The sequence below is a fragment of the Erwinia wuhanensis genome, from assembly GCF_030484085.1.
In the GTDB taxonomy this organism is placed as follows: Bacteria; Pseudomonadota; Gammaproteobacteria; order Enterobacterales; family Enterobacteriaceae; genus Erwinia; species Erwinia aeris.
Map to the genome: position 1 here is coordinate 37,267 of NZ_JAUJUH010000005.1, position 18,204 is coordinate 55,470.

The 18,204-nt window shown below is 54.3% G+C and carries 17 protein-coding genes and 1 tRNA gene; 9 read left to right on the plus strand and 9 right to left on the minus strand.

Annotated features, from left to right (window positions below; all coding sequences use genetic code 11):
* The first annotated feature begins 63 nt into the window (after positions 1-63).
* The gene (gene yedA, locus QZH36_RS13040) at positions 64-981 is read left to right on the plus strand and encodes a drug/metabolite exporter YedA (protein WP_301730396.1); all 918 of its coding nucleotides are present in this window, start codon (positions 64-66) and stop codon (positions 979-981) included.
* Between the two features lie 59 nt (positions 982-1,040).
* On the opposite strand, the gene QZH36_RS13045 is transcribed toward yedA, so the two are convergent.
* Together QZH36_RS13045 and QZH36_RS13050 are read right to left on the minus strand one after the other, a co-directional pair.
* Positions 1,041-1,523: a very short patch repair endonuclease gene (locus QZH36_RS13045; protein WP_253460429.1), complete on the minus strand. Its 483-nt coding sequence runs from the start codon at positions 1,521-1,523 to the stop codon at positions 1,041-1,043.
* A gap of 42 nt (positions 1,524-1,565) precedes the next feature.
* On the minus strand, positions 1,566-2,942 hold the full coding sequence (locus QZH36_RS13050) for a DNA cytosine methyltransferase (RefSeq protein ID WP_253460425.1): 1,377 nt from the start codon (positions 2,940-2,942) through the stop codon (positions 1,566-1,568).
* Positions 2,943-3,088: 146 nt separating this feature from the next.
* Between QZH36_RS13050 and QZH36_RS13055 the strand changes: the two genes are divergently transcribed.
* Complete coding sequence (locus tag QZH36_RS13055) at positions 3,089-3,745, plus strand: epoxyqueuosine reductase QueH (RefSeq protein WP_301251156.1); 657 nt, start codon at positions 3,089-3,091, stop codon at positions 3,743-3,745.
* A 48-nt stretch (positions 3,746-3,793) separates the two neighbouring features.
* Here QZH36_RS13055 and QZH36_RS13060 read toward each other — a convergent pair whose 3' ends face one another.
* Positions 3,794-4,042 (minus strand): hypothetical protein, encoded by a 249-nt coding sequence (locus tag QZH36_RS13060; protein ID WP_301730397.1) that lies wholly within the window; start codon positions 4,040-4,042, stop codon positions 3,794-3,796.
* 73 nt (positions 4,043-4,115) lie between these two features.
* On the minus strand, positions 4,116-4,820 hold the full coding sequence (locus tag QZH36_RS13065) for a phosphohydrolase (RefSeq protein ID WP_253460422.1): 705 nt from the start codon (positions 4,818-4,820) through the stop codon (positions 4,116-4,118).
* Between the two features lie 581 nt (positions 4,821-5,401).
* Between QZH36_RS13065 and QZH36_RS13070 the strand changes: the two genes are divergently transcribed.
* The 4 genes from QZH36_RS13070 to QZH36_RS13085 all read left to right on the plus strand — a co-directional run bounded on the left by QZH36_RS13070 (position 5,402) and on the right by QZH36_RS13085 (position 8,150).
* The gene (locus QZH36_RS13070; RefSeq protein WP_253460419.1) at positions 5,402-6,061 is read left to right on the plus strand and encodes a hypothetical protein; all 660 of its coding nucleotides are present in this window, start codon (positions 5,402-5,404) and stop codon (positions 6,059-6,061) included.
* A 197-nt stretch (positions 6,062-6,258) separates the two neighbouring features.
* The gene (mtfA, locus tag QZH36_RS13075) at positions 6,259-7,026 is read left to right on the plus strand and encodes a DgsA anti-repressor MtfA (protein WP_301250993.1); all 768 of its coding nucleotides are present in this window, start codon (positions 6,259-6,261) and stop codon (positions 7,024-7,026) included.
* Positions 7,027-7,127: 101 nt separating this feature from the next.
* Positions 7,128-7,203: transfer RNA gene (locus QZH36_RS13080), tRNA-Asn, on the plus strand.
* Between the two features lie 392 nt (positions 7,204-7,595).
* Entirely contained in the window at positions 7,596-8,150 is a 555-nt protein-coding gene (locus QZH36_RS13085; protein ID WP_253460397.1) for a UPF0149 family protein, read from the plus strand.
* Between the two features lie 90 nt (positions 8,151-8,240).
* Here QZH36_RS13085 and QZH36_RS13090 read toward each other — a convergent pair whose 3' ends face one another.
* Positions 8,241-8,411 carry a hypothetical protein gene (locus QZH36_RS13090; RefSeq protein WP_253460394.1) on the minus strand — a complete coding sequence of 57 codons (171 nt, stop codon included), beginning with the start codon at positions 8,409-8,411 and terminating at the stop codon, positions 8,241-8,243.
* A gap of 171 nt (positions 8,412-8,582) precedes the next feature.
* On the opposite strand from QZH36_RS13090, the gene QZH36_RS13095 reads away from it, so the two are divergent.
* From QZH36_RS13095 to QZH36_RS13105, 3 genes are all read left to right on the plus strand, one after another.
* On the plus strand, positions 8,583-9,224 hold the full coding sequence (locus QZH36_RS13095; protein ID WP_253460391.1) for a TetR/AcrR family transcriptional regulator: 642 nt from the start codon (positions 8,583-8,585) through the stop codon (positions 9,222-9,224).
* Positions 9,225-9,370: 146 nt separating this feature from the next.
* Positions 9,371-10,747 carry a D-arabinono-1,4-lactone oxidase gene (locus QZH36_RS13100; RefSeq protein ID WP_301730398.1) on the plus strand — a complete coding sequence of 459 codons (1,377 nt, stop codon included), beginning with the start codon at positions 9,371-9,373 and terminating at the stop codon, positions 10,745-10,747.
* A gap of 15 nt (positions 10,748-10,762) precedes the next feature.
* Positions 10,763-11,581 (plus strand): glycosyltransferase family 8 protein, encoded by an 819-nt coding sequence (locus QZH36_RS13105; protein WP_301251006.1) that lies wholly within the window; start codon positions 10,763-10,765, stop codon positions 11,579-11,581.
* Here QZH36_RS13105 and phnH read toward each other — a convergent pair.
* From phnH to QZH36_RS13125, 4 genes are all read right to left on the minus strand, one after another.
* Entirely contained in the window at positions 11,578-12,135 is a 558-nt protein-coding gene (gene phnH / locus QZH36_RS13110) for a phosphonate C-P lyase system protein PhnH (protein ID WP_253460383.1), read from the minus strand. The two genes, QZH36_RS13105 and phnH, sit on opposite strands and share 4 nt — an antisense overlap.
* 156 nt (positions 12,136-12,291) lie before the next feature.
* Positions 12,292-12,744: a lysozyme gene (locus tag QZH36_RS13115; RefSeq protein ID WP_253460380.1), complete on the minus strand. Its 453-nt coding sequence runs from the start codon at positions 12,742-12,744 to the stop codon at positions 12,292-12,294.
* A gap of 226 nt (positions 12,745-12,970) precedes the next feature.
* Positions 12,971-15,610 carry a lytic polysaccharide monooxygenase gene (locus QZH36_RS13120; protein ID WP_301730399.1) on the minus strand — a complete coding sequence of 880 codons (2,640 nt, stop codon included), beginning with the start codon at positions 15,608-15,610 and terminating at the stop codon, positions 12,971-12,973.
* Between the two features lie 505 nt (positions 15,611-16,115).
* Positions 16,116-17,855 carry a putative phage tail protein gene (locus QZH36_RS13125; protein ID WP_301730400.1) on the minus strand — a complete coding sequence of 580 codons (1,740 nt, stop codon included), beginning with the start codon at positions 17,853-17,855 and terminating at the stop codon, positions 16,116-16,118.
* Positions 17,856-18,204: the final 349 nt, after the last annotated feature.

Sequence of the window (18,204 nt, forward strand, 5' to 3'; positions counted from 1 at the left end):
TCATCTGGTTGAAATCTTTTTTTAACGGTAACTTAACGACCCCAACCCGCTGTGAGAAACCTTATGTTACGTCGTGCGCCCGCTCTGCTTCCGCTTCTGGCCGCTTTGTTCGCCCTTTACTTTATCTGGGGATCGACCTATTTCGTTATTCGTATTGGGGTAGAAAGCTGGCCGCCGATGATGCTGGCTGGCGTGCGCTTCGTGCTGGCGGGCGTCGTCCTGCTGGTCTTTCTGCTGCTGCGCGGCGAGCGGCTTCCCGGCTGGCGAGCGGCAGGTAACGCCGCGCTGGTGGGGATTATGCTGCTGACCATTGGCAACGGCGCGGTGACGATTGCCGAGCATCAGCAGGTGCCTTCCGGTATCGCCGCCGTGATGGTCGCTACCGTGCCGCTGTTTGCAATGTGCTTCAGCCGCCTGTTCGGCATGGCAACCCGCTGGATAGAGTGGCTGGGCATTGCGGTTGGCCTGGTCGGCATTATTCTGCTGAACAGCGGCGGCCACCTGGGCGGTAATCCCTGGGGCGCATTGATCATTCTGATCGGCTCGATCAGCTGGGCGTTTGGCTCGGTATGGGGATCGCGCATCACGCTCCCGACAGGCATGATGGCGGGCGCAATAGAAATGCTGGCGGCGGGTGCGGTTCTGCTGGCGGGCAGCCAGCTTAGCGGCGAAAAGCTGGTTGCCGCGCCGGGCCTGTCCGGCCTGCTGGCGCTGGGCTACCTGACGCTGTTCGGTTCGATTATCGCCATCAATGCCTATATGTTTTTGATCCGCAACGTCAGCCCGGCGGTCGCCACCAGCTACGCCTACGTTAATCCGGTGGTGGCGGTGCTGCTGGGGATTAGCTTCGCCGGTGAAAGCCTGTCGCCGCGCGAATGGCTGGCGCTGGGGGTGATCCTTTTTGCAGTGGTGCTGGTCACACTGGGCAAATATCTTTTTCCCGGCAGGCCGGTGATTAAATCGGTATCTCGTCCAGACTAAGGCGCTATGCGGGGCTTTTATCCATTAGTGGATGCCCTCAGTCATCAATGGCCAGAGCACTATGCAGGGCGTTCGCGCATCAGGTGAATGCCCTGCCAGTCGATTTCGGCGTTACCCTCGCCGGCAAAAAGCCACTCTTCCAGCCTGGCGCTTATCGCCTCGTCAGCCAGCTTGTGCTTACCGCGCAGCGCGCATTCCCAAACCACCAGCACCCGCCAGCCGCTGGCGCTCAGCTGATCGATAAAACGCTTATCGCGCGTCACGTTGCCGCTGATTTTATTCATCCAGAATTCGGTGCGGGTTGCCGGCACTTTAAACAGATAGCAGTCGTGATGATGCCAGAAGCAGCCGTGCACAAAAATAATGGCCTGGGGGTTCTCCAGCACGAAGTCCGGCTTTCCCGGCAGCGTCTTATCCTGCACGCGATAGCTGAACCCGCGCTCGGCCAATAGCTCGGCCAGGCGGGTTTCAATGGCGGTATCCTGGGTACGGATAGCGCGCATATTTTTACTGCGAATTGCGGAAGTGTGAACATCGGCCATAGCATCCTCCTTGAGGTGGCTTAAGTATAGACGCCTCCGGGCCTACTTCTCCGCCTGCTTAACCGCCTGCGCTATCCAGGGCTGCAACAGTCTGGCGACGGCGGCAAAGGCGGGCACCACCACTGAATTGCCAAACTGGCGATAGGCCTGACTGTCTGAAACCGGAATGCGGAAACGCGTTTCGCCCGGCGCCTCAAAGCCCATCAGGCGGGCGCACTCTCTTGGCGTCAGGCGGCGCGGACGGCGCTGCTGGTTTTGCGGATGGTCGAAATCCACCTCGCCCTGCTCTTTGTCCCAGCCGCGATCGATCAGGATTTCCGAGCCGTCTTTGTAGTAGCGCGCGGAGAGCGTGCGCACCACGCCGTGCTCTTTATCCGGGTCGACCAGCCCGTAGCCAAAGCCGTTGCCCTTCGCCTGATGCTTTTTCGCGTAGTTATAGAGATATTTCCACAGCGACGGCGTCAGAATATATTTGGCCTCGACCTGGCTGTCCAGCAGCTGGCGCAGCGGGATCCTTTGCTGCGGATAGTGCTGAGCGAGCGCGGAAAGCGTGAATTTGGGCAGATTTAAATCGCGCCGAAACCCGACCAGCACGATACGTTCACGGTGCTGCGGCAGAAAATGCCTGCCGTCGACGATTTTCGGATCGGCGGCGCCGTTGAGATCCGCATCGGCCACGTCGTAGCCCAGCTCGTCCAGCGTTTCCATAATGATGCGGAAGGTTTTGCCTTTGTCGTGGCTCTTCAGGTTTTTGACGTTTTCCAGCACGAAGATCGCCGGTTTCTTCGCGGTGATAATGCGCGCCACGTCGAAAAACAGCGTGCCCTGCGCTTCGCACTCAAAGCCATGAGCGCGGCCCAGCGCATTTTTTTTCGATACGCCCGCCAGCGAAAACGGCTGGCAGGGAAAACCGGCCAGCAGCACGTCGTGATCCGGTACCTGCTGGTCAATATGTCGATAGGCTTCCTGCTCGCTGACCGGCTGCGCGCTTAGCGTCACGTCGCGGATATCCTGATTGAAAACGTGCGCCTGCGGATCGCAGTACCAGTTCGCCTTATAGGTTCTGACCGAGTATTTATTCCATTCGCTGGTAAACACGCACTGCCCGCCAATCGCCTCAAAGCCGCTGCGGATACCGCCGATACCGGCAAACAGATCGATAAAGCGGAAAGCGTAATGCGGATGGTGCGCGGGCGGCTGAGGCAACAGGCGCGCCAGCGCGTCCGCTTCCGCCTGGCTTAACGTCCCGCCCGTGCCTTTCAGCCAGCGGCTTAACGATTCCCGCGTCCACTTAGCGTGACCAACCTGCTGCAGCGTAGCCAGAAGGGTTTTGATATCGTAAACGGCCTGCAGGCGGGCGGCCAGCTGGCGATCTTCCAGTCCAGGCTGCGCCTCTGCAATAGTGTCGAACTCGCTCATAGTCTCTCCGGAAATAAACGCCTGCCAGTCTACCACTTCATCACGCTAAAACCAGGGGCAACCGCCTTTTACTGCGGGCCGCGATCCGTGACATCGGCCGGCCATCAGCCTAAACTTGTCGTGTTTAAAACAATGGAGCTGAAATGATGAGCGATATTACGCGACCGCCGTTAACTCTGCCGAACGGCGCGAACAAACTGCTGCTGCACTCCTGCTGCGCGCCCTGCTCTGGCGAGGTTATGGAAGCCATCGCGGCGGCCGGCATCGATTACACCATCTTTTTCTATAACCCCAACATTCATCCACAAAAAGAGTATCTGCTGCGCAAAGAGGAGAATATTCGCTTTGCCGAGAAGCACGGCGTGCCTTTTATCGATGCCGATTACGATACCGATAACTGGTTTGAGCGGGCTAAGGGCATGGAATGGGAGCCGGAGCGCGGCGCGCGCTGCACGATGTGTTTTGATATGCGTTTTGAACGCACCGCGCTTTATGCGCACGAAAACGGCTTTCCCGTTATCACCAGCTGCCTGGGCATCTCTCGCTGGAAAAATATGCAGCAAATTAACGAGTGCGGCGAGCGGGCCGCGGCGCCCTATCCGGGGCTGGTCTATTGGGATTACAACTGGCGGAAAAAAGGCGGATCGGCGCGCATGATTGAAATCAGCAAGCGCGAACGTTTTTATCAGCAGGAATATTGCGGCTGCGTTTATTCACTGCGCGACAGCAACCTGCATCGTAAAAGTCAGGGGCGTCCGTTGATTAAGCTTGGCGTACTCTATTACGGCGATGAAGACGAGTAGCGGCTGACAGGCGTCCCTGACCGGGCAGTCAGGGACGGAAAGGCCTTTTTACTTCTTCTTTTTCGTTTTTTTCAGCAAGGCGCGTACCTGTTTCAGCTCGCTGGCGTTCAGCTGGGGATCGACGTCTTCGAGCACGCTCTGGTTGTCCACGGCCGGATGCTGCTGGGTGGTCAGACTGAGCTGTAAACGATGGCTGACTTCCTGGCTGAGCGAAATCTGGTTTTCCTGCGCCAGGTTTTTCAGCGTTTCTTTCAAAGCGGGGTCAATTTTTAACGTTAAGCTAACAGCGTCGGTCATGCCTGAATCTCCTGATAAATGTTAGCAACACGGTAGCCTGAAAAGATCTGCTTAACCATACTGTCACAAAAATTTAATATTTCCCCCGCGCCGCGACAAATTCACGCAGCACATCCGGATCCAGCTCGCAAAACTCCCCTTTCAGTTCGGCGCAGAGTTTGGCCATATAGGTAATCAGGAAATCCGCATTATGCTCGGCAAGCCGACGCCCTTCCGCCGTCTGCATGGTTTGCGGCAGCTTAAGCAGCTTCTTCTGGAAGTGATCGAGCGCCCATTCAGCATCATTTAGCGGGCGATCGCGACCCAGCGGATCGGCGCTGTCGAACAGCGAGCGGCCCAGCGCGCCGGAAACATAAAACACCCGAGCCAGCCCGATCGCGCCCAGCGATTCCAGCCGGTCGGCGTCCTGAACAATTTTTGCCTCCAGCGTTTCCGCCGTTACGTTGGCGCTAAAGCTGTGGGCATGTACCGCATGCGCTACCGCCTCACGCTTATCGGCAGGAAAATCAGGAAACACTTCCGACAAAATTCGCCGCGTTTCAACCGCCGCCTTTGCTGAAGCCAGGTGTCTTTCGGGATGGTTCTTAGGCAGGTTGACGATATCGTGGAAATAACAGCTGGTGAGCACAACCAGTTCATCCACCGCCATCCCTTTCATAATACGCTGTGCAGTCAGCCAGACGCGCCGTAAATGGGCGATGTCGTGCGCTTTATCATCCTGCGGCCAGGTCTCAAACAGCCAGCTTTCAAAGCGGGTTTGCCAGTGGGTTAGTGTCATAGCCTTCTCCCTGTAATGTAAAATTGCAGAGACGTCAGCGGCCTTGCTTCACCGCGGCGCCACCGGCGATAAAAATGCGATCTACTTCATGTTTATAACGTTTGTCTTAACACTTCCACAACCCCTTTCCCGTTACCTTCGTCGCCCGCCATTATCAGGTGGCGCGTTTTTAACCAAAAAGATAAACGCTTATAATGTTGTTTTTGCAATAAGTTACCAGCATTTTGTTGCACAGTAAGTTAGAATCAATGCCGGTCGGTCGTTGTTTTTAGCTCATGCCATCATCAGAAAGCTCCGATAATACACCCTTGCGGCTACTGTAAGGGATTGTAAAGGCGGCATATGTCAAATTTATGATGGCCCGGATAATCCGGCGCTAACCGGCCTTCCGAACCCGATCCTGGCCACCCGTCGCACACAGAAAGCGAGAGCGCAGAACGGGTTCAAAAATAAACAAGCACGGCTAATGATTGCATACTTTTTGTATACACTTTTCACTACAGGCTAACAGCATATGCCGGATCCCTTTTCGCCTGACGGCGGCGAGCGGGTCTTAACTAATAAGAAACAGGGGTCAAACCATGAAAGAACGCCCGATTTTGTTTAGCGATCAACGGGTGCGAGCACTGCTCTCAGGCCAGCAGCGCCAGACCCGACGCATTATGAAGTCACAACTTTTTGGTCCAGGCCAGGATAACCATGAAGGATGCTACGGGATTGATGTTCTGAACAATCACTTGCAGGGCAACCGCGTGATGGGCATGGAGAACTTGAGCTACCACTGCCCTTACGGTCAGCCTGGCGATCGCCTGTGGGTAAGAGAGACCTGGCGCGGCCCGGTGGTTCCCGTAGAAGAGATGGCCAACTACGAGCGCAATCCGGCCCAGTTTAAATCTTCCGCCTGGTGCCGCTATCGTGCCGATACCAGCGAGTTCTCCAGCGCAGGCGAAGAAGACGAGCATTTTGGCTGGCAGGCCGGCATCCATATGCCGCGCTGGGCAAGCCGCATTGATTTAATGGTGACCGCCGTTCGGGCAGAGAAAATTCAGGATATCAGCGACGATGATGTGCTGGCCGAAGGCGTGCAGACAGACTCCCATTTTCTGAATAACTTCTTCACCATGCACAACGAGGTCGTTTCGCCTAAGGATGCCTACCGCAAGCAGTGGGCATTGCAGTATGGCGGCACCAGCTGGGAAGTGAACCCCTGGGTGTGGGTTATTGAATTCGAGCGTATATAACGCTGCCCGCAGGCTCCGGCTGGTCTGGGCCGCCGGGGCCTGAATATCTCGCTTCGTCACAGAAAATCGCTGAAAAGCTTGCTTAAATTCGCTCTGCTGTTCCATGCTGCTATGCCCTTTTATATGGCCTGCTCGCCGGAGACTGCGCCAAGCGATCCGCCGAAGCAGGGTAAGATTTTTCTGCTGTGGGTTGCATCATGATTAAATGGTTCCGGAAATCCAACGATGCTGTGTTCGACGCGCTGCCCTGGCAGCAGGCGTTAGCTATTCCGCTGCTTGGCGCGCTGAATGACGCCGAGCGGCAACAGCTTATCCAGCTGGCCACGCGCTTCCTACAGCAGAAACGGCTGGTGGCGCTACAGGATTTCGCGCTGGATGAGCTGAAGTCGGCCCGGCTGGCCCTGCTGTTCTGTCTGCCGGTACTTAATCTGGGTTACGACTGGCTGGACGGGTTTCACGAGGTGCTGATCTATCCCGCGCCTTTTATCGTTGACGACGAATGGCAGGATGAGTTTGGCCTGGTGCATCGCGAGAGTATGGTGCAGTCGGGCCAGAGCTGGCAGCAGGGTCCGGTGGTGCTCAACTGGCTGGACGTGCAGGATTCGTTCGATCTTTCCGGCTATAACCTGATCGTTCACGAGGTTGCCCACAAGCTCGACAGCCGGGGCAGCGACCATGCCAACGGCGTGCCGGCTATGCCGCTGCGTCACGTCGCGGCGTGGGAGCACGAGCTGAATGCCGCGATGACCAGTATTGCAGAAGAAATCGAACTGGTCGGCGAAAATGCCGCAACGATTGATGCCTATGCGGCCAGCGATCCGGCGGAGTGCTTTGCGGTCCTGTCGGAATATTTCTTCAGCGCCCCTGAGCTGCTGAACGACCGCTTTCCTGCGCTTTATCCGCATTTTTGCCGCTTCTATCGCCAGGATCCGCTTTTGCGCAACGGCGCGGGCGTAGTACATTAGCTGCGCGCCCTGTTTTAAAGATAGCCAGTTGAAAGGGCTGGACTTTTTTCCTGTTGACACGCCGGTCCGCCCTCGCTACTATGCGCCCCATCGAAACCGATTCCTCTGTAGTTCAGTCGGTAGAACGGCGGACTGTTAATCCGTATGTCACTGGTTCGAGTCCAGTCAGAGGAGCCATATTAAAGAAGCCCGCTCAAGGAAACTTGAGCGGGCTTTTTGCTTTTTGGCCCAGGCCGCTTTTAGCATTAAGCCTGACCCACCCGTTTTAAGCGTATAGCCAGCCCTCATTTTATTTTGCTATGCCATAAAATTACACCAGGCACGGGGTAGCGACATTGCCAGGTCTCTACCATCTGAACACCTGCTATTTGCTGCTTTAACCATTGAGCAGGTAATAAATTCAGCCACGCATACTCAGCAAAAGAGCCATAATTGCTGTCAGAGCACGGCCAGCTTCACCAGCCGCCGTTTTTTTAGCGGCAGCGGGCTGACAGGATGGCTTTTTGCGCCCCTGGCATCGAGAATAGCGCCCTGAAACAGTCATTCACGGAATAAAAAGAGGTTATAACATGCAACAAGGACCCTTAACGGCTGAAGAGCTGGAATGGCTCGATAATATTCTGGCGCAGTACGGCACCGATGACGCGGTGCTTGATGCCTCAGAACTGGATGGATTGTTAACCGCCCTGCTCTCTTCACCGGAACCTGTCTCCGACGAGCGTTTGCAGGCCATTATTTGGGGCGGCGAAAACAATCTTCCGCTTTGGAATGAAACAGACCAGCAGCGTTTCACCGAACTGGTGACGCAGCATCAGAACGATATCGCCGAGCGGCTGAAAGAGTATCCCGAGCAGTTCGAGCCGCTGTTCGGCACCAGCAGCGAGGAAGATCTGGAAGTCACTATCGTGGAAGAGTGGTGCATTGGCTATATGAAAGGCGTAGCGTTAAGCGACTGGTCGGCGCTGCCGGATCACCTTAAGCCTGCGCTCCATGCCATTGCGCTACATGGCAAGGAAGAGCACTTTAGCGAGCTGGAAAAAATGACGGCGGAAGAGTTTGAGCAAAGCGTGGAGGCTATTAGTCACGCCGCGCTGGAGCTGGCCGGCAACTGGCCGCTGCACTAAAAGCGAAGACGTGCCGCGTTGCTGAAGACGCGGCACGCTAAAGCGCACAGTTCATTCCAGTAGCTGTAGCGCAGCGTCAGGCGGTAGCGATTATTTTTCACCGTAGCCCCTTGCGCGCAGCCAGCTCATCTCAAAGCCGTACAGCTGGCCGATCGGCAGCAGCGATTCACTCAGCCTTGACGGATCGATGCTCTCTTCGGGTGTAACCGATGGCGTAAACCAGCCGGAAAAGGCGGCAAAATACTTTTTCAGACGAGACATAAATTTCTCCTGCAAAGCGGATAGATGCGTTAAGCGGATTTAACCGCAGGTGCGCCTGGCAGGGAAATATCCACTTCTTCCAACCTTTCCCAAAAATCAGCTTAGGGTTTTTATGGTATTCTTGTCCGCTTCAGCCGCTAAGGCTCTGGATCACGGATTAACTGATTTGCTATGCCCGCACTTGCCAAACGAAAAAACGACCCGGAAGGGTTAAAGAAACGTATTCTTGCCGGCGCGCTGGCTACTTTTGCCGAATTTGGTTTACAGGGCGCGCGCATGGAGCAGATCGCCGACCACGCCGACACCACTAAACGTATGGTGGTCTACCACTTTACCAATAAAGAAAACCTGTACATGGCGGTGCTGGAACAGGTCTACCAGGCTATTCGCCAGCACGAAACCGAGCTGAACCTGACCGAACTGCCGCCGCAGCTGGCGATGCAAAGGCTGGCGGAAGCGAGTTTTGACTATCATCTCTCCCATCCCGACTTTATGCGCCTGGTATGCAGCGAGAACCTGATGCGCGGCCGCTATATCAGCCAGTCTGCGCGCATTAAGACGTTAAATCAGAGCGCGCTTAACGTGCTGGAAGAGATCTTAACGCGGGGCAAAGCCGACGGCGTTTTCGACCCCAACGTCAATACGGTGGACGTGCACCGCCTGATTAGCAGCATCTGTACGCATAATGTCTCTAACCGCTACACCTTCAATACGCTGTTTGGCGATAACGAAAGCGAACAGCAAAGTATTGCCCGCAATCGCCAGCTGGTAGTGGATGCCACGCTGCGCTATCTGCGGCCCGGTGCCGCATAAGGTTGTACAACTTACAAATATGTTGTACAACTTTTTTACCCTGAACCGCTGTTGTTCCAGGGTGATTCAGCTACGCTTACTGAGGTTAACCCCTTTAGTTCGTCCCGCATTTTATCTTTTGAAAGGCCTCACGCCAGGAGTTGCCAATGGCAAGCGAAAATTCCGGTTACCCACGCCGTAAGCCGGATGCCGAAGAAGGCAAAATAATGAACTGGGCGCAGAACGCGACGCTGGCCGACAGCCACGCCGTCAGCGCCCCCAAAACGGAAGAAGAGCTGTGCCGCCTGATTGCTGCCAGCCGCGGTAAAATCCGCGTAATGGGCAATAAAATGTCGCCTGGCCGCGTGCTGAAACTGGCCGCCGCAGGCGATACGCTGCTGGATCTGCGTCATCTGCGAGGATTAATCGCGATGGATGAGCACAGCGCGACTTTTGCGGGCAGCACGCCTATGCATGAGATTTATGAAATACTGAGCGCCGAAGGTAAAATGCTGCCCGCCTCCCCTGGCGTTATCGCCGCGCAAACGCTGGCGGGCGCGCTGGCGACCGGTACGCACGGTCAGGGTCTGCAGCAAAGCTCTATCGCCGACGAGGCGCTGAGCATCCGCATGGTGCTGGCCGACGGCACGGTGGCGGATTTCGATCGCGATCATCCTTTCTTTCACGCCGTGCAGCTGGGCGTGGGCGCGCTGGGCATTGTGACCCAGGTAACGTTGCGCACGCGATCTTCGCTGATCTACACCTGTTATAAAAATGCGGTCAGCGGCGATACCCTGGAGCAGGATATCTATGACTGGAACCATAACTATGCGCTGAGCAAAGCATGGTGGTTCCCTAACGAAAATCAGGTGCACGTCTGGACGGCTCGCGAAGCCGATAGCGAAGAGATTGCGCAGTATCGCGCCAATAATAACGATCTGGTGAAGCAGGAACAAACCAGCGATGCGATGAACGAAACCATCGACCAGACGCTGGAACATATGCGCAGCGATACCAAAATCGTGGATGAAAACGGCAAGCCGTTCCGCACCGTCACGCGTTTTAAAGATTTCTCCGACGTAACCGGCGACGTTTACCAGGTGTTCTGTCGCGGTATTGCTACGCCGCAGATTAACGTTGAAATCGGTATTCCCATGTCGCGCGTGGGCGAGGTCATCCGTAAGATTAAAGACTGGCACAGCGAAACGCAGCCGCATATGCACTACCCGATTATCTTGCGCTGTACCGGCCCTTCCGCCAGCTGGCTCAGCCCGGCTTACGGCGTCGATACCTGTTTCTTTGGCTTTGTGGTTTATTACGCCGAAGACGGCTCGCTTTCTGAAGAGGGCGTCAGCTTTTTGCAGGCCATCGAGCGGGTGCTGGCGGCGGAAGGCGGCAGGCCGCACTGGGGCAAATACTTTGACGAGTCGCTTTACCACTGGCCGGAAATTTACCCGCAGTGGCAGGCGTTTCGGCAGGTTCGCGAGACGCTGGATCCGCAGCATAAATTTGATAATGCGTTTACCGCAGCACTGTTTGATTAATTAAGGAGAATGCCAATGAAGGCATGGGCAACCCTGCTGACGCAGCCGGGCTATCTGGTGGGCGTCAGCGCGTTGAATCGCTCGCTGAAAAAAAGCGGCAGCCGCTATCCGCTGGTGGTAATGGTCACGGAAAATATCGACGCCCAAAGCCGGCAGATCCTGGAGCAGGAAGGCTGCCTGGTGCGGGAAGTGCAGCCGATCAGCCCCGACAGCAGCCTGGCGCAGCACTACGCCAACGCGCGCTTCTCCGAAGTGTGGACCAAGCTGGCCGCCTGGCAGCTGACGGAATTTAAGCGTATCGTTTTCTTAGATGCGGACATGCTGGTGGTGCAGAACATGGATGAACTCTTTGCCCTGACGCTGGCAAAAGAGAGTATCGCCGCGTGCCACGCCTGCCGCTGCAATCCTAACAAGATCCCGAGCTACCCGAAAAACTGGACGCCGGAAAACTGCTTCTATAGCTACTGCCGGGGCGTGGATCATACGGAGCAGCCTGACGAAGTGGATAATTATCTGAACGGAGGTTTTCTGGTGCTGACGCCGGATCGCGCCGTCTATGACGATATGCTGCAAAAGCTGGCGGAGGTGAAGGATTTGTCGCGCTATCTGTTTGCCGAGCAGGATTTTCTTAACGACTACTATCATCAACGCTGGCGGCCGCTGCCCTATATCTATAATGCGCTGAAAACCCTTCCCTTCCAGCACAGCGCCATGTGGCACCTGCCTGAAGTGAAGAATATTCATTACATTATCGATAAGCCGTGGGAGCGTCAGCCTAATCCTGACGATCGCTACTACTCGCTGAATAAAATGTGGTGGGAGATTGCCGGTTAACAGACCACAACGTTGGTGGTGTGCGGCAGCGCCATCATCTGATCGCCGCAGGTAAAAATCAGGTCGATCGGCTGAGGGAAAGAGTGTACCCGCTCACGCAGGTAATGCAGAACCGCTTTCGGCAGCTTTGGCGCAACGGCGCGAGACTCACGCAGGGCCGGGCCGCTTAAGCGCAGCGTCAGGCCGCCGCTTAGCGCAGGCACCTCAATAATCACGGTGGCGGGCGCGTCGCCTGGCGAAAATTCCGCAATGGCCATGTCGGAAGCGGCATGAAGCAGCGCCACCGACGCTTCCGCTTTGGCCGTGGTTCTGGCGCCAAAACGCTGTAGATTTTCCAGCATCGCCTCGTCGCCGAGCGAGCTGTCCAGCCAGAACGGCGTTTCCCGATCCACCAGCGTCATTAAAATAGCCGTTGCCGCAGGCGAAGCGTTGCCCCATACCGGGATTTGCGGCAGCGTCACTTTTACGCCGGGTTCGCTTATCGCTTTCAGAATAAGACGGAAGGCGCGCTGCGAATCGGCAAAAGAGTGGCTGAAGCTGGCAATCAAAGTCATAAATTTTCCTGTGAGATAATAGGCTGGTTGGTCGGCCCGCAGAACGGACGGCAACGGAATAGCCGTTAAGTTTTAAGCATGGCAGAAAAAAATGACAGCGACGTTAAAAATGCGTGGCGTTCTGATGAAAATCAGACTGGGCCGTCCCGTCAGCCTTCAGCGCTGCGCATCCGGCGTCAAAAACAGCATTCTTTCGCGCTTTCTGCGCGGCAGCAGGAGATTGACCAGTTTGCCCGCTCTTTTCCACAGCAGAAAAGCCTCTGCGGCTTCCTGATAGTGTTTTTCATTCAGTTTTTTTCTGACCGTGGAATTAACGAAAGCCGTTACGCCAATATTAAAAATCAGGCTGCAAAGCGCGTCATATTGATTCTGGCTAAGCGGTACGGCGACATGCTTTGCAATAGCCTGTTCGACGACCGCTAAATCTTTGCGCAGCAGCTCGGTGGATTTTTCCGCGCTGATCATCATCTCTTTGCTGACGGCAACGCCATCGACGTGGCCGGTATGCCCTACGCCAATCGTCGCTATCCCCACCGAATCCAGATAGCCGCTCAGCTTCTCGCCCTCCTCCTCTTTAATAAAGCGGATACCTTTTTCGCTAATGTTCATTCTGCTTTCCGTTCTCTGTTTGCTGATTAACGCTGTTGCCCATATGCAGCGCTCGGCTGGCTGATTAATGACGGACAAACCGACGTGATTTTTAATACGCGCGGCTGTTAAACGGCGAAGGCGTATTAAAAATCACGCTGTAGTAGCCGTTAACGACTTAACAACGTGATTTGATTTAATTTATGTCAGGCGAACGGGCCGCGTCCCTTTGGCCCGCAAGGATAAATTAACGTGCCTGACGCCACAGGGTTTCTGCCAGACCCGGCGCCCAGTCAACGGCGTGGGCAACATGCGTCTGGATACAAACCCAGTTTTTACCTTGATGGGTAACGATATCGCCAGCGGTGTAAGATCCGCCCAGCACCCATGCCGGATACTGGCCGTTATCGCCGTTGTCGTCGTTGCCGTTGTCGTCGTTGCAGTTAGCCAGAGTGGTGATGCTCAGTACGTTGCTCGGAACGGAAAGCAGATCCTGAGAATCCACAGCGGCAACAAAGTAACGGTAAGTGGTTTCTGCACGCAGGCCGCTGTCGGTATAGCTGAGCTGAGAAGCCGCCACGCGAGCGATTTCATCACCTTCGCGGTAAACGATGTAGCCGGCAATGGCGTTGCTGCCTTGAGAAGAACCCCACATCAGCGCAACGCTGTCTGCGGTCACGCCCATGCTGTGCAGCTGTGCTGGCGCAGTTGGTGGCGTGGTGGAGGCGTCAGGATTTTTAGTGGTCACGATAACAGCTTCGCTGCGAACGGATTCTCTGCCTGTAGCGCTGACCGCGCTGATGGTGTAGCGGTAAGCGGTGTTTGCCTCCAGGCCGTTATCCACAAAGCTCAGCTGGGTACCGTTGAAGATCATGTTGTTGTCACGATACAGACGGTAAGAAACGCCTGCGGTTGAAGAAGCGTTCCACGCCAGCGCAATGCTGCTGGTGGTGATATCGGTCGCGTGCAGGCTGGCTGGCACCGCAGGCGCAGTTTCGCCGCCGTTGCCGTTGCCCACGAAATCCAGATCGATAACCTGGTAGAACGCGTTACCGGTATCGGCAACTTCCCATACCGCCAGCAGCACATGGTAGCCGCGACGCTGTGGCAGCTGGATTTCATGCGTGGTTGGGCCGGTCGGACGCAGCGTGGCGCCGTGGCTCCAGTAAGGCTGCTCGGTAAATTCCGCTTTAAAGAACGGCGTGGATTCAAACTGCGCGCGGCTCAGCGGCTGGTTTGGATTCCAGTCTTCGCGGGTAATAAAGTAGTTATAGCGACGAGTGGTGTGAGCTGCGGTATAGGTCCAGACGAATTTCATGATTTCGCCTGGGGTTACCGTGTGTTTTTTCCAGTGGGTGCCTGGCTCATCCAGGAAGCGACCGTCGCCCTGGTTGGCGCTGGCGATTTCGCCGTCGCGTGGTGGCACAGCATTCGGGCTGTCGTCCGGCGCTACAGCGTCACGCAGACCGCTCTGCGCAGCCGGGAAGAATTTACCCGCTTCGCGCTGGTTCAGCTGCCCGGCGTTCAGTTTGCCTTCCTGCCATGCAAAGAAAGCACGTGAAGCTGGCGTGGCGATATGACCGTGGCGCAGTGCCGGACCGATGTTATTTGACATTGTTTTAAATTCCGTAGTGGTTTTATTGGTGGAAATTGGCTGCCAGAGCGATGTAGCCAGTTCAGGCGTCCAGAAAAGGTTAGAGTCATGCTGCATAACGCAGATATAGTTACGTGACAGCCAGCTCACGCGGGCACCATCGATATAACGCACGCCCGCGCGCCACTGTTCAAACTGCGGTTCAGGCGTGGGTTCAGGCGTTGGCTCTGGGGTTGGTTCCGGAGTTGGCTCAGGCGTTGGTTCCGGGGTTGGGTCCGGAGTTGGCGTCGGCCCAGGCACCACACCATCACCGGCCAGGTAGCCGTAGCGACGGATAAATTCCCAGTTGTAAGGCACGTTATCGCTGGTAAAACCGGCATCCCAGTTAACGGACCAGGTCATCAGACCCGCAACAGGCAGACCAGCGGCCTCAAGGCGAGCCAGGGCATTTTTCACATCCTGTGGATTAATGACATAACCGGTTGCTGCCGCATCGTTATTGGTTGGCAGGCCGATAATGAATTTTTCGCTTGGGATCTTCAGGAAATTACGGGTACCGGTGACCAGGCTTTCAGTCAGGTAATAGAGAAAATCTTCTTTAATCGCGTCGTTGCTTTGCGACACCCATTGGTTGATTTCATCAACCCAGACGCCGTCGCCGCCCTGGTTATAGAACTGTGGCGCAACGTAATCGTAGTAGCCTTCCAGGCCGATGATATAAGGGCTGTAATGGCCGCCATTGGTCAGGTAAGGGAATTCTGGCGCCATGCTGATGATGAAGTTCTTACCGAACTTGCGGTAGTGATCTTTCACCACGCGCAGCGCAGCAGGGATCACCGTCTGGTTATCGGCAGCGGTAATCGCAGACTGCTCCAGATCGATATCCAGGCCGTCAAAGCCATATTTATCGCTCAGCGCGATAATACGCTCGGCCAGCGCCACTTCGTCCCCGGCGTGCATTTCGATATGCGCATCGGCGCCGCCCATGGAAATCAGAACTTTACGGCCCTGAGCCTGCACTTTCGCGATTTCGCTGCGGAATTCAGCATCCGTTCCTTTATACGGTTTGAAATCAGGGATGCGGTCGCTGTCATCCAGCACTTTCATAAAAGCGACGGCGATAATGTTATATTGCACAGGAATTTCGGACAGGGTCATTTCCGTGAAGCGGCCCTGTTTATAACCCTGAGCGCCTACGGCTGGCCAGTTGTGCCAGAAGCCCATAACGATTTTATTTTGCGCGGAGCGGTTTCCGGCAATCTGACCTGCCGATAAATTTTTAGAAGCTGGCATAATTCCTCCATATGCATCTGCCATGATGCATATTTCATTATGTAAAATGTTCTTTTTGTTATGCAGCCAGCAAGCAAAATAATGCGCTTACTGCATGCGTTCTATTTTATTCAGCCAGGCAAAACAGACAAACCCAATAATTGCATTCAGCTATTAATAATTGAAAAGCCTTTGTTTTATATGAGTTATTTATAGAAACACCTCGTCATTTAATTTTATTTAAACCCTGAATAAACACCTTTGATTATTCTATTTACTTTTAAAATTACATTATAAGAACGTATATGTTTAGCTATTATTTAATTTTATAACCTTGCGCAAACACCAGCAAAGGCATTCCATTACATCGTCATTTCATTTTGGTAATTAATCAGGGAAAGGAGCAGTAGATGCGGCCAGAGATTCAGGTGGGTAAATAAAATAAAAATAAATATTGCGTTATTTTATGCAAGGGTAACATGAAAAAAAACCGGCCATATCAAGGCCGGTTTTTCACTAATGGGCATTAGCTGTTTATGGGTTTTAGTTCAATCGCGTAATCAAGACCGTTTACCCTTACCCGCAGGCATTCTCTGGCCGTACCAACCGACGCGGTGCTGACCACGCGGCCACGCATAATCAGGTCGTTATTATTGTTGTAACCATAGCCGACCCGATCCGTTCCTTCCCAGTGCTGCAAAAATGCCGTTACCGGCTCGGCATCCAGCACGGCCGCTTCCGCAGCAGAAACCTGCGTATAAGACTTGATAAAGCGGAAATGAACGCCGCGCGAGAAACGATCGTGGCAGTTAGTGGTGATCAGAGCGATACAGAAGCCGGTGTATTTAGCCAGCTTAACAAATATTTCCCCTCTGCTGCTGCCCAGCGATCTCACCCTGACCCGCGTCACCGGGCACGATCCTTCCGCTGCCCAGGAGGCGTTAAAGCTGCCGTTCACGTTCTGAATAGAGATTATCGCTTCGCCTTCCGGCGTGCGTGACGTGAAGTCGATTTGCGTTTCCGGCATCGCATTAAACTGAGAGGAACCGATAATGCGCATCTGCATCTGCGTGGTCCATTCCGGCATCTCAATCTCGCCCACTTTAAACCAGGTTTCCCGATCCTGACGGTTATCCATACGTTCCTGGGAAGTGATGTACTCGTAGTTCAGCGAACCTTCAATACGGGCGCCGTGGTTTTCAAGGAATATCTGCCCTTCTTCATATACAGGCAGCCAGCGCTCGCCGCTGTCAGAGAGATCCAGCCCCTCGCCGTTATGCACATTCAGCATGGTAGAAATAAGGCGCGTATGATGGCACTTGAGCGGATTTTTATTGCCTTCCAGATTCAGCGCATTGACCTTCCACTGGCCGTTGGAAAGGTCGCCGGGGAATTCGGTATGCTCAATCCAGCCGTTATGCAGCACGCACTGCGTCGCGCGCGGCAGATCGATCATTTCAGACTTCACGCCGTACTGGATATTAAAGTTGCTGAGCTCGATAGCGGTAAGGTGATCCCAGGAGCCAGCGGCGCGATCGGACCAGCGGCCATAGATAACGCTGCCGGCGCAGCGGGTGGCGTACCACTGATCGATCTTACAATCCAGCGTATCGAGCAGATCCAGCGCGCGGCCGCCCACATCCTGGAAATGCACCCCGGTCACGCGCAGATACTGACCGCCGGGGATGATATTTTTAAAGAAACCTTTGGTTTTAGTGTTGTCCTGCCCGTTAACGATAATGCCGCTGATATAGGTCCAACGGGCGTTGACGGTAAACATGTATTCGCCGTCTTTCTGGTCAGAGAAAAGACGGGTGTTAGGGAAGTAGCCGAAGTTGACGTGGGCGCCAGAGAGACGGAAACGGTTTACCTCCTGGCCGGAGAAATCAAATTTAGAGATAAAGAAGTTACCTGCCGGAAAGCGGATGCCGACGTTTTCATGGGTACGTACATTGTTTTGACGATCCATGATGCGTGACCAGTGCCACATACGGGTAACGGCTTCCAGACAGTCCGTTTTGCCATCCGGGATAGCGCCGAAATCGACCACGGTTACGCCCGCGTTATCGGTAATATAACGTTTCCAGCGCATATTTCGGGGAGTAACGATAGTCATGCCGCCATCTTCCGGCGCCGTCTTGTCGTTAAAGTCACTGATAAAAATACCGCCGCCGTAGCCGGTTCCTGCACTATAAGAAAGCACAATAGCCAGTTCGCCGTGGGCGGCAGGCTCGTGCGCCCGTAATTCATCAATAGAGTTCAGCATAGAAAAGTTATTTTCTTCATCAGCTGAATGCGCAAGATATACAATTCTGTCGAAGTCAATAGCTTTGCCATCTTTATCAAGTACGTTTAAGTTCCTGACCATTTCATTTAACTTAACCTGTTGTGATGTTAAATTATCCTGGTTGTTGTCACCAATGACACTCATTTAAAGCCTCTTTATTAAATATATATTATACGATGGTTGCATTTTCTGATGGGTTGCAGGCTTGCATTTAATGTTGGTTTAGTTTTCCACCAAAAAACGCGGTTTAAACCATATTTCTTGCTTTAGTTTTTAGAATTGGCAGGATAATAATTGAAGGCCATTCATACAATTTTAAAAAATGATG